11 protein-coding genes are annotated in these 14,010 nt (G+C 69.5%); 5 read left to right on the top strand and 6 right to left on the bottom strand.

The window, feature by feature from the left end; translation table 11 throughout:
* Window positions 1-16 precede the first annotated feature (16 nt).
* From ACN20X_RS03670 to ACN20X_RS03645, 6 genes are all read right to left on the bottom strand, one after another.
* The gene (locus ACN20X_RS03670) at window positions 17-604 is read right to left on the bottom strand and encodes an anthranilate synthase component II (RefSeq protein WP_012202700.1); all 588 of its coding nucleotides are present in this window, start codon (window positions 602-604) and stop codon (window positions 17-19) included.
* A gap of 398 nt (window positions 605-1,002) precedes the next feature.
* On the bottom strand, window positions 1,003-1,626 hold the full coding sequence (locus ACN20X_RS03665) for a hypothetical protein (protein WP_016453985.1): 624 nt from the start codon (window positions 1,624-1,626) through the stop codon (window positions 1,003-1,005).
* Window positions 1,627-1,654: 28 nt separating this feature from the next.
* Window positions 1,655-3,265 carry a vWA domain-containing protein gene (locus ACN20X_RS03660; RefSeq protein WP_016453984.1) on the bottom strand — a complete coding sequence of 537 codons (1,611 nt, stop codon included), beginning with the start codon at window positions 3,263-3,265 and terminating at the stop codon, window positions 1,655-1,657.
* Window positions 3,266-3,267: 2 nt separating this feature from the next.
* Window positions 3,268-4,512, bottom strand: a complete 1,245-nt coding sequence (locus ACN20X_RS03655; protein WP_047328002.1) for a toxic anion resistance protein — start codon at window positions 4,510-4,512, stop codon at window positions 3,268-3,270.
* A 22-nt stretch (window positions 4,513-4,534) separates the two neighbouring features.
* Window positions 4,535-5,647 carry a hypothetical protein gene (locus tag ACN20X_RS03650; RefSeq protein WP_473210292.1) on the bottom strand — a complete coding sequence of 371 codons (1,113 nt, stop codon included), beginning with the start codon at window positions 5,645-5,647 and terminating at the stop codon, window positions 4,535-4,537.
* A 167-nt stretch (window positions 5,648-5,814) separates the two neighbouring features.
* Window positions 5,815-7,311 carry a hypothetical protein gene (locus ACN20X_RS03645; RefSeq protein WP_473210291.1) on the bottom strand — a complete coding sequence of 499 codons (1,497 nt, stop codon included), beginning with the start codon at window positions 7,309-7,311 and terminating at the stop codon, window positions 5,815-5,817.
* Window positions 7,312-7,690: 379 nt separating this feature from the next.
* On the opposite strand from ACN20X_RS03645, the gene ACN20X_RS03640 reads away from it, so the two are divergent.
* The 5 genes from ACN20X_RS03640 to rbbA are packed head-to-tail and all read left to right on the top strand — an operon-like array spanning window position 7,691 to window position 14,009.
* Window positions 7,691-7,855 (top strand): hypothetical protein, encoded by a 165-nt coding sequence (locus ACN20X_RS03640; protein ID WP_155294163.1) that lies wholly within the window; start codon window positions 7,691-7,693, stop codon window positions 7,853-7,855.
* Between the two features lie 15 nt (window positions 7,856-7,870).
* A complete protein-coding gene (fabI, locus tag ACN20X_RS03635; RefSeq protein WP_016449534.1) occupies window positions 7,871-8,638 on the top strand; it encodes an enoyl-ACP reductase FabI in 768 nt (255 codons plus the stop codon).
* Window positions 8,639-8,671: 33 nt separating this feature from the next.
* A complete protein-coding gene (locus ACN20X_RS03630) occupies window positions 8,672-10,147 on the top strand; it encodes an efflux transporter outer membrane subunit (protein ID WP_074923575.1) in 1,476 nt (491 codons plus the stop codon).
* A 17-nt stretch (window positions 10,148-10,164) separates the two neighbouring features.
* Window positions 10,165-11,256, top strand: coding sequence for an HlyD family secretion protein (locus tag ACN20X_RS03625; protein WP_012202692.1), 1,092 nt, complete (start codon window positions 10,165-10,167; stop codon window positions 11,254-11,256).
* Window positions 11,253-14,009: a ribosome-associated ATPase/putative transporter RbbA gene (gene rbbA, locus ACN20X_RS03620; RefSeq protein ID WP_464183597.1), complete on the top strand. Its 2,757-nt coding sequence runs from the start codon at window positions 11,253-11,255 to the stop codon at window positions 14,007-14,009. Before ACN20X_RS03625 ends, rbbA begins: the two co-directional genes overlap by 4 nt.
* Window position 14,010 lies beyond the last annotated feature (1 nt).

The raw sequence follows: 14,010 nt of genomic DNA, 5'->3' as shown, positions 1-14,010 counted from the left end.
TTGGGTGCCGGCCTGCTCAGGCCTTCTGTTCCAGGAAATTCTTGAGCATGGCGTGGCCATGCTCGGTGAGGATGCTCTCGGGGTGGAATTGCACGCCCTCGATGGCCAGGCTGGTGTGGCGCACGCCCTGGATCTCGCCGTCCTCGCTGGTGGCCGTGATCTCCAGGCATTCGGGCAGGCTGGAGCGCGCAATGGCCAGCGAGTGGTAGCGGTTGACCGTGAACTGCTCGGGCAGGTCGGCGAACACGCCCTTGCGGTCGGTGGTGATGACGCTGGTCTTGCCATGCATCTGCTGGCCCGCGCGCACGATGTCGCCGCCGAAGGCCGCGCCAATGCTCTGGTGGCCCAGACACACGCCCAGGATGGGCAGGCGGCCTGCAAAGTGCTGGATGGCCGCCACGGAAATGCCGGCCTCGGCCGGCGAGCAGGGGCCGGGCGAGATCACCAGGCGGTCGATCTTCTCGCGCTCGACCAGGGCGATCACCTCGTCCAGCGTGGCCTCGTCATTGCGCACCACGGTGACATCGGCACCCAGCTCGCCGAAGTACTGGACGATGTTGTAGGTGAAGCTGTCGTAGTTGTCGATCATCAGCAGTCTGGTCATACCGGCTCCTGGGTCTCAAAGGGAAAAACGGGTGGCGCGGGCATGCCGCAGCGAAGGCTGGCGCGGGAATGCGCGCAATGCTGCCTGGGTCTGGAAGGGGGAATCTGAGGGCATCTGGGCAATCTCCTGGGTTCTGGGAGCCGCCGTGCCGGGGAGCCATCTGCTGAGTGAGCCTTGCTGCCGTCACGGCGGCAAGGTGCGGTACGCAACCGCGACGACGTGCCGCTTCCTTATTGGAAGCGCCACCACTGTGCAACGATGATCGAAACGGGCGTACCGTTCATGGCTGTCTTGGATCGAGAGTTCAGGTGTCTGGAAGACGGGAATGCAGCAGGCTGCATGGCGGAGCATGCTAACACAGGGTCCGCGCAGCGTGGCGGGACGACCCTGCAGGCGCCTCACTTCAGGAAATCCGGCTGGTCGAACTTCTGCTTCAAGAAGCGGCCATTGGCCAGCAGCGCCTGCGCGTCGCTGGCCGCCACATGGGCCACCACCTGCTGCATCTGCCCGGCCAGCAGCGCCAGCTGCTCGGTCAGCAGCTGCCTGGCCGTCTTGCCGTCCTGCACGGGCTGGGTGACACGGAACAGCGGCGGCAGCGCCGCATAGTGCGACAGCGTGGCGGGCAGGTACTGCAGCACCGTCTCGCGCACGGTGAACAGGCCGTCGTTGAAGACCGGGCCGGCCTCGGCCAGCGAGGGCAGCACCTCGTGCACCGAGCCGCGCACGCTGTCCAGATGCTTTTGCATCTCGGGCGTGAGCATCGGACGGGCCTTTTGCACCAGCTCGTCGATGCGTTCGCGGATGTCCTCGGCGCTCCAGTGCTGCTGCAGCGCCCGCTCGAAGCTGGCACCCACGGGCTGCAGGGCCCAGCCCAGCAGCAGGCCCGCGACGTACAGCCCCAGCGTGATCCAGCCCCAGCCGGCGCCGATCACGCCGGCAAACAGCAGCACCGGCCCCAGCAGGGCCAGCGCCAGGCCGGCGAGGTTGCCGTTGCCGTAGAAGAAAAGCTTCAGGCGGCGCATCAGGCAGGTCCGATCGCTGGCGGAGTTGTCACTGGTAGCCCCGGATTTCCTTGAACACCAGCGGCAGCCCGCTCTTGCCGGTGTTGCGCGCATCGAAGGCGCGCCCGCCCGTCAGCGCGGCCAGGGCCTGCATTTCGCCGGACTGCGCCTCGCCAAAGATGATGGGAAAGACGCGCACCAGCGGCGCGCCGCCGTCGCGCGCCATGCGCTGCTCGCGCTCGAACGCGGCCCAGTCGCGGCCGGCCGTGTTGGCGCCATCGGTCAGCAGCACGATGCTGACGAAGCGCTCGGGATCGGCCCGCAGTTCCTGGCGTGCCTGCTGCTGGGCCAGCGTGAGCGCGTCGTAGATGGCCGTGCCGCCGTCGGCCACCAGGCTGTCGGCATAGGCCAGCACCTGGGCGCTTGCGGCCTGCAGGTCGCCCGCCGCGAACTGCACGCGCGCGGGCTGGCCGACCAGGCCCGAGAACGGAATCAGCAGCACGCGTTCGCGCGCCTGGAAGGCGGCATAGCGCTGGCTGGCGGCCGAGGCCTCGGCGCCGGACAGCAGCTTGAGCGCCTCCTTCATCTGCGCCAGCCGCGCACCCTTCATGGAGCCGCTCACGTCCAGCACGAAGATGCTGGTGGCCGGACGGCGCAGATCGCTCTGGTAGGCCGAGAGCACGGCATCGATCACCTCCAGCCGGTTCGGAAAGCTCAGCTCCACCACGGGCGCCGTGGGTAGGGCCGGGCTGGCCTGCGCCTCGGGGCTGGCGGGGCGCAGCTGGGCCTGGCGCAGCGGCTGGCCCTGGAAGGCGGGGGCCTTGAACTGGGCGACCAGCCGGTCATAGTCTGCGCGCCGCGCAGCGTTGAGCAGCATCAGCGGATAGTCGGCCGAGATCACGCCGTCGCGCGGGTAGACCAGGGTCAGGCGGTCGGCGGCGGGCAGCTTCTCGTTCAGGCGCAGGATCACGGCCTCGTAGTTGACCAGCGCATCGACGGCGCCGGGCTCGCGCTCGAAGGCCTCGGCCAGCCAGCCGGAGCTGCCTGCCGTGAGCTTGTGGCCCGACAGGAAGTCCTTGAGCACCTTGGCGTTGACCTCCCTGGCGTCCAGGTCCTCGGTCTTGCCGGCCACGGCCGAGGCCACGGCGAACAGCGCGCTCATGCCGGTGTTGGAACTGGCCGGATTGGTCATGCCGTAGCGCAGCCGGCCCTGGGCGGCAGCGCGTGCGATGTCGGCCCAGGTGGGCGGGGCCTTGTCCCAGCCCAGCTTTTGCAGCACGGGAGCCTTCACGCCCAGGGCCACGCGCGAGTAGAAAAGCTTTTCACGCGCCAGCGGCTTGTTCGCCAGCGCCAGCGCGGGATAGGCGCCATTGGGCGGCAGGATGGCGTCGTACTGCTCGCCCGCATTGATGCGCTCGACCATCTCCAGCGTGCCCGCATAGCTGAGCTTGAGCGGCACGCCCGCCGCCGTGGCGGCCTGCTCCAGCGCGGGCACCACGTCCTTGAGCTCGGAGCCGGCCAGCACGGTGAATGCACCCTGGGGACCGGCGGACGGATCGGACCTGGCGGCGGCCTGCGGCGCGGTTTCGGGCGACTTGCCGCAGCCGGCCAGGGCCAGCGCAAGGCCCAGCAGCCACCAGGCCGCCAGGCGCTGGAACATGCTCACAGCACCACCTCGCCGGCGGGCGCCTGCAGCGCCTCGCGCACGTCCTCGCGGCGGCTCTTTTCCAGATAGGCGCGGGACTTGTCCACCTCCTGCGACAGCGTGTCCACCGTGGTCTGCATGGAGGCCAGGGCCTTGACCTTGAAGTCGGCCATGGCGTCCATGGTCTGGTAGATGTTGCCGAAGGCCTGCTGCAGCCTGGCGATGTCGATGGTGCTGCCGGCCGCCTGCTCGTGGATCTTCCCGCTTTGCTCGCGCAGCAGCTCGCTGGTGCCGGCGATCAGGTTGCCCGTGGTGGTGTTCAGCGCCGTGATCTGGTCCAGCACCAGCTTCTGGTTGGCCAGCGCCTGCGCCACGATGACGGCCGTGCGCAGGGCAGAGACCGTGGTGGTGGTCGCGCGGTCCACGCCCTTGGCCAGTTCGAGGTTGTTCTTGCGCACCAGGTCCAGCGCCAGGTAGCCCTGCACGTTCACCGCCATCTGGGTGAGCAGGTCGGTGACCTTCTGGCGTGCGTAGAACAGCATGTCCTCGCGCACCACGCGCGCCTTTTCAGGGTCGCTGGCGTCCAGCTGCGCCGCCTTGGCCTCCAGCGCCGCGTCCAGCTTCTTGCCGATGTGGATGTATTTTTCCAGCCGCTCCATCAGGCCCCACAGGTTGGCCTTTTCCTGCTCGATGGCGGCGTTGTCGCGCAGCAGCTCGTCCTTGCCGCGCTTGAGGCTGTCGATGATGGCGTTCAGGTGGCTCTGGCTGGACTGGAACTTGTCGAAGTAGTCCACCAGCCTGTTGCCCATGGGGATCAGGCCCAGCAGCTTGCGCGGCTTGAACAGGTCATCCTGGCGCGAGGGGTCCAGCGCCTCCACCTGGCGGCGCAGGTCGATCAGGCCCTGGCCGATCTGGCTGCCCTGGTCGAACAGGCCGTTGTTCAGCGTCTTGACGGGGCGCTCCAGCATGCGGTTGGAGACGGCCGCAGCGGCCTGCACCTCCTTGTTGCCCATGCCGTGGATGCGCTCGACCGCGCCCTTGAAGGCGGGCGACTGGCTGTCGTTGGCGGTGATGTCGTCGATGAACTGCGCCACCTGCGCGTCCAGCTGCTGCACTTCCTCGGCCTTGAGGCGGACCTTGCCGCTGGCCGACTCGATGGGCACGGGCAGGGCGGGCGCAGGCGGCTCCAGCACGAAATCCTGCTCCTGTGCAGGCACGGCCACGGCGGCGCTGGCCGTGGTGGTCTGGGGGGTGTTGCTCATCGGTTGCTCCTGGAACGTTCGGTCATTTGAAGCGCTGCTCCATGTCCACGATCATTCGCTCCAGCCATTCCTGGCTGGGCGGATCGATCACCTCCACCAGCTGCGCGGGCGCCTGCACGCCCTGCCCGGCCCAGCGCTCGGGGCCGTGCGTGTCGCCGCCGGTGCGAAAGCCGTATTCCTGCGCCAATGCGCGCAGCTGCGGGTCGGATTCGAGCAACTGGCCCACGCGCTCGCCTGCCGGCGTGTAGGGCACGAGCACATGCTTGGAATACAGCGTGGGCTGCGGGTAGAGCATCACCATCTCGCCGCTCCTGCGCTGCGGGTGACGCAGCAGGAACTCCACCAGCTGCGACTCATAGGCCACCAGCAGCGGCGCCTTGCCCATGCCCAGGGCCAGGTAGTCCTCGAACGGCCCGGCCGACGAGCTTTCCTGGAAGCCCTGGCGCAGGAACAGCGGCGCCACCTGCGGCATCACGCGCTCCAGGTCGGCCGGGCTTTGCACCACCTGCTGGCCGTTGAGCACATAGCTGGCCAGCGCCAGGTACATGGCCGCGCTGTTGGAGCTGCGCACATCGGTGCTGGCGGGCAGCACGGCCTTGCCGGTGGCAAAGGCGCCGGAGGCCTTCAGGTCACGCCAGCGCGTGCCCTTGCCGGCCATGGCCAGCAGGGCGGGAAGATCGGTCACGTAAAAGAAGTCGCCCTGCTTTTGCGCAACGCCGTTGGCGATCAGGATCTCGGCAATGGGCCGCCAGCTGGCGAACACGATGGGCGTGTAGAACGGCGTGTAGACCGTGCCGGCCCTGGCCGCCGCCTTGAGCTGGGCCGCAGCCGGCGCCCCCGAGGGAAAGCCGAAGTCGTACTGCTTGGGGTCGTAGCTGTTGGCAATGCTGCGCGAGCCGGCCTTTTGCACCGTCACCGTCACGCCGTGGCGCGCCAGCACGTCGCGCACGCGCTCGTCCTGGAAGAAGGCTTCCTTCTCGGAGCCGATCAGGCCGCGTGCCGTCACGGACTGCTGCTGCGCCCGCTGCGCCTGGCGGTCCTGCACCAGGGCCGTGCGCGAGTACCAGACGCCGCCGCCCACGGCCGCCAGCAGCAGCGCCGCCAGCCCCGCCGCCAAAGCACGGCGGGCGTTCATTGAGAGGCTCCGCCCTGGATGACGGCAAGATGAAATTCGGTCATGAACGCGCGGGCCGTTGTCATGTCTTGTTCAAAAAAACTTCTTATACGGAAGTTTTGTGACACAACGACGACACGCGGCCCGGCCCGCGCCACGACTACCTCAACGCGACTATCTCAGCGCGACTACCTCAACGCGAGTTGCTCAGTGAAGCTGCGCCCACCGGGCGTTTCGCGGTGCTGCTGGGTGCGGTGCTCCACCAGCTGGTCCCACGTCTGCATCTGGCGCTCCTGCGTCTTGCGCAGCGCGCCGGTGACCTGCTTGCCGGCTGTCTCGATCAGCGTGGTGATGGTGCGGCTGTCCTGCACCTTGGTCAGGTCATAGTTGCCCGACTGCAAATCCAGCATGCTGCGGTTGCGCGCCTTTTTGGACTCGGCGTTCAGGGACTCGGTCACCACCTGGGCGATCGACTCGCCCTCCCTGCCGCGGGACTGCCGGGTGGTCTTCTGGCCCACCTGGTACTCGGCGCGGCCGATTTCGGTCACGGCGCCGAATTCGTTGGTGTTCTCGAAGTCACCGCTGAAGCTGGCCTGGAAATCGGCCAGGCCGCTTTGCAGGGACTGCACGGAACGCTCCAGCCCGGAGAGCGCGACGATGGCGCCCGGCGCGGCCGGCGCCTGCGCGTTGTGCAGCTGACTGAAGGCACTCTTGAACATGTCCACCAGCGCCGCATCCGCACGGCCGCGCTGCGCGGCGGCATCAAAGCGCTTCAGATGCTGGTCCAGCGCGGACTGGCGCTGCGACGCGCTGGCGCCTGCGGGCGCGTCGGACTCCAGGTTGACGGCCAGCTCGCCCGCCGCGCCCTTCATGGCCACCGATCGGCCATCGGCGCCCACATGCAGGCTGAACGAGGACAGGGGCTGCGAAGGCTTGGGGTTCTTGATGTCCAGGTCCAGGCCGGACAGCACGCTGCGATCGAAGTCCATCAGCTTGCCCAGTTCCAGCTGGGGCTTGCCCGGCTTTCCCAGGCCTTCCAGCGCTTCGTCCAGCCCGTCGGCCAGCTGGGCGATGGCCGCGCTCTCGGCCTGGCTCAAGGTGCCGGAACTCTTGACCTCGACCCGCAGCCCGCTGCTGCTGCCCGCTTCGCTGCCGTCGTTCGTGGCAATCCGCAGCTCCACGGTCTGGCCCGATTGCGTGCGGATCTTCAGGCTCACGGTGGCAGCGCCCACGGACACATCGCTCAGTGCGGACTTGTCCAGGGCCTGCGCATCCGCGCTGCCTGCGACGGAGTCGGCCGCCGTGGGCGCCTGGTACTCCGCCACCGTCTGCTGGTAGTCCGACGGCGTGGCCGCAAAGCGCGACAGCAGGGCGCCGCCCAGGCCGCGCCAGCGGTCGGCCAGGCTGGCCGACGGGCCCAGGCCCAGGTTGCGCGCCATCAGGGTGCTGATGTCGTCCCTGTCTTGCGAGGCCCAGGCCCGGGTCAGCCTGAACTGGCCCAGTTCCACGGGCTGCGGTTTGGCATAGATGACGCTGGACCCTGCGGACTGGCCCAGCGTGACCTGCGTGCCCGGGTCGGCGGGTGCAGCAGCTGCCGTGGTCGCTGACGACCTCACGGACACCGTGGGCCGCATGCCCGCTGCGCTGGCGGCAAAGCTGGCGCCGGTGGATGAAATGCTGGTCATGGATTGATCGTCTTCCTTCGGTCTTGTCCCGACTGAATGGCGGCCCAGGCCTTTGCAGGCCGGGGATTTTCTCTGTCCACGGACCATCGGCAGATTTCCGGTTTTCTTTACCTCCCATGCACCAATATGGTGTGAATACCTTGTATTCATTGAAATCCGGCCAATACAGAGAATGCTCGGCTGTTGGCGCAAAAAGACACCATTGCTCTACTGGGCACAGCAACCGGCGGCAAGCGGCATTCTCCCCGTGAGGCAGCCCTCTTTGACCTGAGTCAAGACTATGGAGTGAACTGCATCGATATAACGAAACGGCATCGCCAAAATCGGTCGCTGCAGTGCAACATAGATAGAATGAAAAAGACCAGGAGACGATATTGGCATGCAAACCTTTGATTTGCATGCATCAAAACAAGCTATCAAAAGCTTCGTAGTCACAGGAAATACAAACATTCGCCGTGGCGCATATGTCGGCAATGCCGCGCCATGCCCCGTGATTCCTGACGAAGCCGCCCCAAGGCGGCCTGTTTCCCGGCAGACCTTCTGATCTGGAGCATTCGAGATGACGCTATTGGCTGGCAAAAAAGGCCTGATCGTCGGCATCGCCAACCGCGACAGCATTGCCTGGGCCTGTGCCCGGGCCATGCATGCGGCGGGCGCCGAGATCGGCGCGACCTGGCAGAACGACAAGGCCCGGGCGCATGTGGAGCCCCTGCTCGACGAGATCGGTGCCGAGCTGCGCATGCCGCTGGACGTGGGCGACGACGAGCAGATGCGCGCGCTGTTCGATGCCGCCGCCGTGCGCTGGGGCCGGCTGGACTTCGTGCTGCACGCCGTGGCCTACGCCCCGCGCAAGGACCTGCAGGGCCGCGTGGTAGACAGCTCCCGCGAGGGCTTTGCGCTGGCCATGGACATCTCCTGCCACTCCTTCATCCGCATGGCCCACCTGGCCGAGCCGCTGATGGCGGCCAGCGGCGGCAGCCTCATGACGCTGAGCTACCTGGGCGCCAGCGAGGTCATGCCGCACTACGGAATCATGGGCCCGGTCAAGGCCGCGCTGGAGTCCACCACGCGCTACCTGGCGGCCGAGCTCGGCCCCTCGCGCATCCGCGTCAATGCCGTCTCGCCCGGGCCCATCGCCACGCGCGCGGCCTCGGGCATTGCCGCGTTCGATGAACTCGTGGCCGACAGCGTGCGCCGCTCGCCCATTGCCGGCGAATTGCAGCCCGACGACGTGGGGCCGCTGTGCGCCTTCCTGGCCTCGGACGGGGCGCGCGCCATCACGGGCTGCACGCTGTATGTCGATGGCGGCCACCACATCCTCAACTAGCGGCTGCCGCACCGGCACCCCGCAGCACTGCAGATGACCCTCCCATTCCCCCGAACCGCCGCCGCCGCGCTGGCAGCCGCACTGGCCGCCGCCCTGGCGGGATGTGCCTCCCTGGCGCCGCCGCACGAGCCGCCGCCCCTGCCCACGCCCGAGGCCTGGCCTGCCCATCTGCAGGCGGGCGCCCAGGGTGTCGCCGCCGCCGGCCTGCCCTGGCGCGAGTACTTCACCGACCCCGTGCTGCGCCAGCTGATCGCCACCGCGCTGGAGCACAACCGCGACCTGCGCGTGGCCGCGCTGCGCGCCGAAGAGGCGCGCGCGGCCTTCCAGATCCAGCGCTCCGAGCTGTTCCCGGCCATTGGCGTGGGCGGCCAGGCCGCACGGGCGCGCGTGCCGGGCGACCTCAACCTCTCGGGCCGCTCCGTGGTCAGCGGCGAGTACCGCGCCGAGGTCGGCTTCAGCAGCTGGGAGCTGGACCTGTGGGGCCGCGTGCGCAGCCTCAAGGACGCGGCCCTGCAGACCTGGCTGGCCAGCGATGCGGGCCGCCACGCCGTGCAGACCGCGCTGATCGCCCAGGTGGCCGACGGCTACCTGGGCCTGCGCGAGCTGGACGAGCGCGTGGCCATTGCGCGCGAGACGCTGGCCACGCGCCAGGAATCCTTTCGCATCTTCACGCGCCGCGAGGCCGTGGGCGCCAGCTCGCGCCTGCAGCTGGCCCAGGTCCAGACCCTGCTGACCCAGGCGCAGGCCCTGCTGGCCCAGCTGGAGCTGGCACGCGCGCAGCAGCTGCATGCCCTGGCCCAGCTGGTCGGCGCCCACCCGGGCCCGCTGCCCGCCGCCGCACCCTTTGACGACGCCCTGGTGCTGGCCGAGCTGCGGCCGGGCCTGCCCTCGGAACTGCTCACGGCGCGGCCCGACATTGCCGCGGCCGAGCACCAGTTGCGCGCGGCCCGGGCCCAGATCGGCGCGGCGCGCGCCGCCTTCTTCCCGCGCATTGCGCTCACCGCCCGCTGGGGCACGGCCAGCGCCGAACTCGACGGCCTGTTCGACGGCGGCAGCCGCGCCTGGGCCTTCGTGCCCACGGTGTCCCTGCCCATCTTCGACGGCGGCCGGCGCCGCGCCAACCTGGAGCTGGGCGAGATCCGCAGCGACATGGCCGTGGCCCAGTACGAGAAAGCCATACAGACCGCCTTCCGCGAGGTGGCCGACGGCCTGGCCGCGCGCCGCTGGCTGTCCGAACAGATCACCGTGCAGCGCACCGCCGTGCAGGCCCAGGCCGAGCGCGCGCGGCTGGCGCAGCTGCGCTACGACAACGGCTCGGCCGCCTACCTGGAGGTGCTGGACGCCCAGCGCGACCTGCTGGCCGCACGCCAGCAACTGGTGCAGGCGCGGCGCGCCCTGCTGTCCAGCCAGGTGGGCCTGTATGCCGCCCTGGGCGGCGGCAGCGGCGCGGAACCTGCCGCGCTGCCCGCCACCGTGCCGGCCACGCCTGCCGATCCCCCGAATTCCTGAAGCATCCGGACCCGCCCATGGACAAGAACACCTCTCTGAAGAACAAGATCGTGCCGATCGCCGCCGTGGCGGTCCTGGCCCTCGTGGCCTGGTGGGCCTGGAAGACCTTCACGCCCAAGGGCCCGGGCGAGGGCTTCGTCGGCAGCAATGGCCGGGTCGAGGCCACCGAGATCGACATCTCCACCAAGCTGCCCGGCCGCGTGGAGGAAATCCTGGTGCGCGAGGGCGACTTCGTGCAGGCCGGCCAGCCCGTGGCGCGCATGCAGATCGACACCCTGCGCGCCCAGCGCCAGGAAGCCGACGCCATGCGCCAGCAGGCCGAGCACAGCGTGGCCGCGGCCGAGGCCCAGGTCACCCTGCGCCGCAGCGACCTGGCCGCCGCCCAGGCCCTGATCGTGCAGCGCGAGACCGAGGTGGACGCCGCGCAGCGCCGCTTCAAGCGCTCGGAAACGCTGGCGCGCGAGGGCGCCTCTTCGGTGCAGGAGCTCGATGACGACCGCGCCCGCGTGCGCGGCAGCGAGGCGGCGCTGGCCGCCACGCGCGCCCAGGCCGCCGCCGCCCAGGCCGCCGTGAAGGCGGCCGAGGCCCAGGTGGTCGGCGTGCGCTCCCAGGTGCAGGCCGCCACGGCCACGGTGGCGCGCGTGCAGGCCGACATCGACGACGGCGTGCTCAAGGCCCCGCGCGATGGCCGCGTGCAGCTGCGCGTGGCCCAGCCCGGCGAGGTGCTGGGCGCAGGCGGGCGCGTGCTCAACCTGCTGGACCTGTCCGATGTCTACATGACCTTCTTCGTGCCCGAGACCGCCGCCGGCCGCATCGCCCTGGGCAGCGAGGTGCGCCTGGTGCTGGACGCCGCGCCCGAGTACGTGATCCCGGCCCGTGTCTCCTTCGTCGCCAGCCAGGCCCAGTTCACGCCCAAGACCGTGGAGACCGCCAGCGAGCGCCAGAAGCTGATGTTCCGCGTGCGCGCCCAGATCCCGCCGGAGCTGCTGCGCCGCCATCTGGAACAGGTCAAGACCGGCGTGCCCGGCATGGCCTGGCTGCGCACCGATGCCAGCCATGAGTGGCCCGCCAACCTGGCCATCAAGCTGCCAGCCCAGCCCGCGCAATGAGCCAGAGCACGACGCCCCACGCCAGCGGCTGGGTCGTGCGCCTGAAGGGCGTGCACCAGCGCTATGGCCAGGTCGAGGCGCTGGCGGGCATCGACCTGGACATTCCCGAAGGCCGCATGGTCGGCCTGATCGGGCCGGACGGCGTGGGCAAGTCCAGCCTCATGGCGCTGATCTCCGGGGCGCGCAAGATCCAGGAAGGCAGCGTCGAGGTGCTGGGCGGCGACATGGCCCAGCGCCGGCACCGCGAGGCCGTCTGCCCGCGCGTGGCCTACATGCCGCAGGGCCTGGGGCGCAACCTCTATCCCACGCTGTCGGTGGAGGAGAACCTGCAGTTCTTCGCGCGCCTGTTCGGCCATGACGCGGCCGAGCGGCGCCGGCGCATCGACGACCTCACCCAGGCCACGGGCCTGCGCAAATTCCTGGAGCGGCCGGCCGGCAAGCTGTCGGGCGGCATGAAGCAGAAGCTGGGCCTGTGCTGCGCGCTGATCCACGACCCCGACCTGCTCATTCTTGACGAGCCCACCACGGGCGTGGACCCGCTGGCGCGCGCCCAGTTCTGGGACCTGATCGCGCGCATCCGCCGCCAGCGCCCCGGCATGAGCGTGCTGGTGGCCACGGCCTACATGGACGAGGCCCAGCGCTTCGACTGGCTGGTGGCCATGGACGAGGGCCGCGTGCTGGCCACGGGCACGCCGGCCGAGCTGCTGCAGCGCACGGACAGCCGCTCGCTGGAAGAGGCCTTCATCGCCCTGCTGCCCGAAGAGAAAAAGCGCGGCCATGCGCCCGTGACCATCGCCCCCCTGCCCGAGGGCGGCGAGGACGACATCGCCATCGAGGCCAGGGACCTGACCATGCGATTTGGCGACTTCGTCGCCGTGGACCATGTGTCCTTCCGCATCCGCCGCGGCGAGATCTTCGGCTTCCTGGGCTCCAACGGCTGCGGCAAGAGCACCACCATGAAGATGCTGACCGGCCTGCTGCCGGCCAGCGAGGGCCAGGCCTGGCTGTTCGGCCAGCCCGTGGACCCGCGCGACATCGACACGCGCCGCCGCGTGGGCTACATGACCCAGGCGTTCTCGCTGTACGGCGAGCTGACCGTGCACCAGAACCTGGTGCTGCATGCGCGCCTGTTCGGCGTGCCCGAGGCGGACATTCCCGCGCGCGTGGCCGAGATGCTGCAGCGCTTCGACCTGCAGGCCGCACAGCACAGCCTGCCGGCCGCCCTGCCGCTGGGCATGCGCCAGCGCCTGTCGCTGGCCGTGGCCATGGTGCACAAGCCCGAGCTGCTCATCCTGGACGAGCCCACCTCGGGCGTGGACCCCGTGGCGCGCGACGGCTTCTGGCGCCTGCTGGTGGAGCTGTCGCGGCGCGACCGCGTGACCATCTTCATCTCCACCCACTTCATGAACGAGGCCGAGCGCTGCGACCGCATGTCCATGATGCATGCGGGCAAGGTGCTGGACAGCGACACGCCCGCGCGCCTGGTAGCCAAGCGCGGCGCGGCCACGCTGGAGGAAGCCTTCATCGGCTACCTGGTCGAGGCCGGTGGCGGCGAGGCCCCGGCCGAGGAACAGCAGGCCGCGCCTGCCGCCCCCGCTGCCGTGGAAACGCACGCTGCGCGCCGCCGCCATTTCAGCGCCCAGCGCATGCTCAGCTATGTCTGGCGCGAAGCGCTGGAGCTGCAGCGCGACCCGGTGCGCGCCACGCTGGCCCTGGTGGGCTCGCTGATCCTGATGTTCGTGATGGGCTACGGCATCAGCCTGGACGTGGAGGACCTGCGCTTTGCCGTGCTGGACCGCGACCAGACCACCATCAGCCGCAGCTATGCGATGAGCCTGTCGGGCTCGCGCTACTTCATCGAGCAGCCGCCGCTGACCGACTACGACGCACTGGACCGCCGCATGCGCAGCGGCGAGCTGACCCTGGCCATCGAGATCCCGCCGGGCTTTGCGCGCGATGTGCTGCGCGGCGGCTCCGTGCAGGTGGGCGCCTGGTTCGACGGCGCCATGCCCACGCGCGCCGAGACCGTGCGCGGCTACCTGCAGGGCATCCACCAGCACTGGCTGACCGAGCAGGCGCGCGAGCGCCTGGGCGTGGCGCCGGCCGGCCTCATCGACATCCAGACGCGCTTTCGCTACAACCCCGACGTGCGCAGCCTGCCGGCCATGGTGCCGGCCGTCATGCCCCTGCTGCTGCTGCTTTTGCCCGCCATGCTGACGGCGCTGGCCGTGGTGCGCGAGAAGGAAAGCGGCTCCATCACCAACCTCTACGTCACGCCGGTCACGCGCACCGAATTCCTGCTGGGCAAGCAACTGCCCTATGTGGTGCTGGCCATGCTGAACTTCCTGCTGATGTGCCTGATGGCCGTCACCCTGTTCGGCGTGCCCGTGACGGGCAGCTTTGCCACGCTGGCCCTGGCGGCGCTGATCTTCAGCGGCGCCTCCACGGGCTTCGGCCTGCTGGCCTCCACGCTGACGCGCAGCCAGATCGCCTCGATGTTCCTGGTGCTGATCGGCACGCTGATCCCCACCACGCAGTTCGCAGGCCTGGTCGATCCCGTGTCCTCGCTGGAGGGCGTGGGCCGCGCCATCGGCGAGGTCTATCCGGCCAGCCACATGATCGCCATCAGCCGCGGCGTGTTCAGCAAGGCGCTGGGATTTCGGGAGCTGGCCGGCTCGTTCGGGCCGCTGCTGCTGTCCGTGCCGGCGATCCTGGGCCTGGCCATTGCGCTGACCAGAAAGCAGGAGAGCTGAC

It is taken from the genome of Delftia sp. PX-1 (genome assembly GCF_055797465.1).
The sequence above is the reverse complement of the archived record's forward strand: the minus strand, read 5'-3'. Positions and strand labels throughout refer to the sequence as shown.

Coding starts and splice junctions, on each gene's coding strand:
- ACN20X_RS03670 (WP_012202700.1), bottom strand. CDS start 604: ATGACCAGACTGCTGATGATCGACAACTACGACAGCTTCACCTACAAC.
- ACN20X_RS03665 (WP_016453985.1), bottom strand. CDS start 1,626: ATGCGCCGCCTGAAGCTTTTCTTCTACGGCAACGGCAACCTCGCCGGC.
- ACN20X_RS03660 (WP_016453984.1), bottom strand. CDS start 3,265: ATGTTCCAGCGCCTGGCGGCCTGGTGGCTGCTGGGCCTTGCGCTGGCC.
- ACN20X_RS03655 (WP_047328002.1), bottom strand. CDS start 4,512: ATGAGCAACACCCCCCAGACCACCACGGCCAGCGCCGCCGTGGCCGTG.
- ACN20X_RS03650 (WP_473210292.1), bottom strand. CDS start 5,647: ATGAACGCCCGCCGTGCTTTGGCGGCGGGGCTGGCGGCGCTGCTGCTG.
- ACN20X_RS03645 (WP_473210291.1), bottom strand. CDS start 7,311: ATGACCAGCATTTCATCCACCGGCGCCAGCTTTGCCGCCAGCGCAGCG.
- ACN20X_RS03640 (WP_155294163.1), top strand. CDS start 7,691: ATGCAAACCTTTGATTTGCATGCATCAAAACAAGCTATCAAAAGCTTC.
- fabI (WP_016449534.1), top strand. CDS start 7,871: ATGACGCTATTGGCTGGCAAAAAAGGCCTGATCGTCGGCATCGCCAAC.
- ACN20X_RS03630 (WP_074923575.1), top strand. CDS start 8,672: ATGACCCTCCCATTCCCCCGAACCGCCGCCGCCGCGCTGGCAGCCGCA.
- ACN20X_RS03625 (WP_012202692.1), top strand. CDS start 10,165: ATGGACAAGAACACCTCTCTGAAGAACAAGATCGTGCCGATCGCCGCC.
- rbbA (WP_464183597.1), top strand. CDS start 11,253: ATGAGCCAGAGCACGACGCCCCACGCCAGCGGCTGGGTCGTGCGCCTG.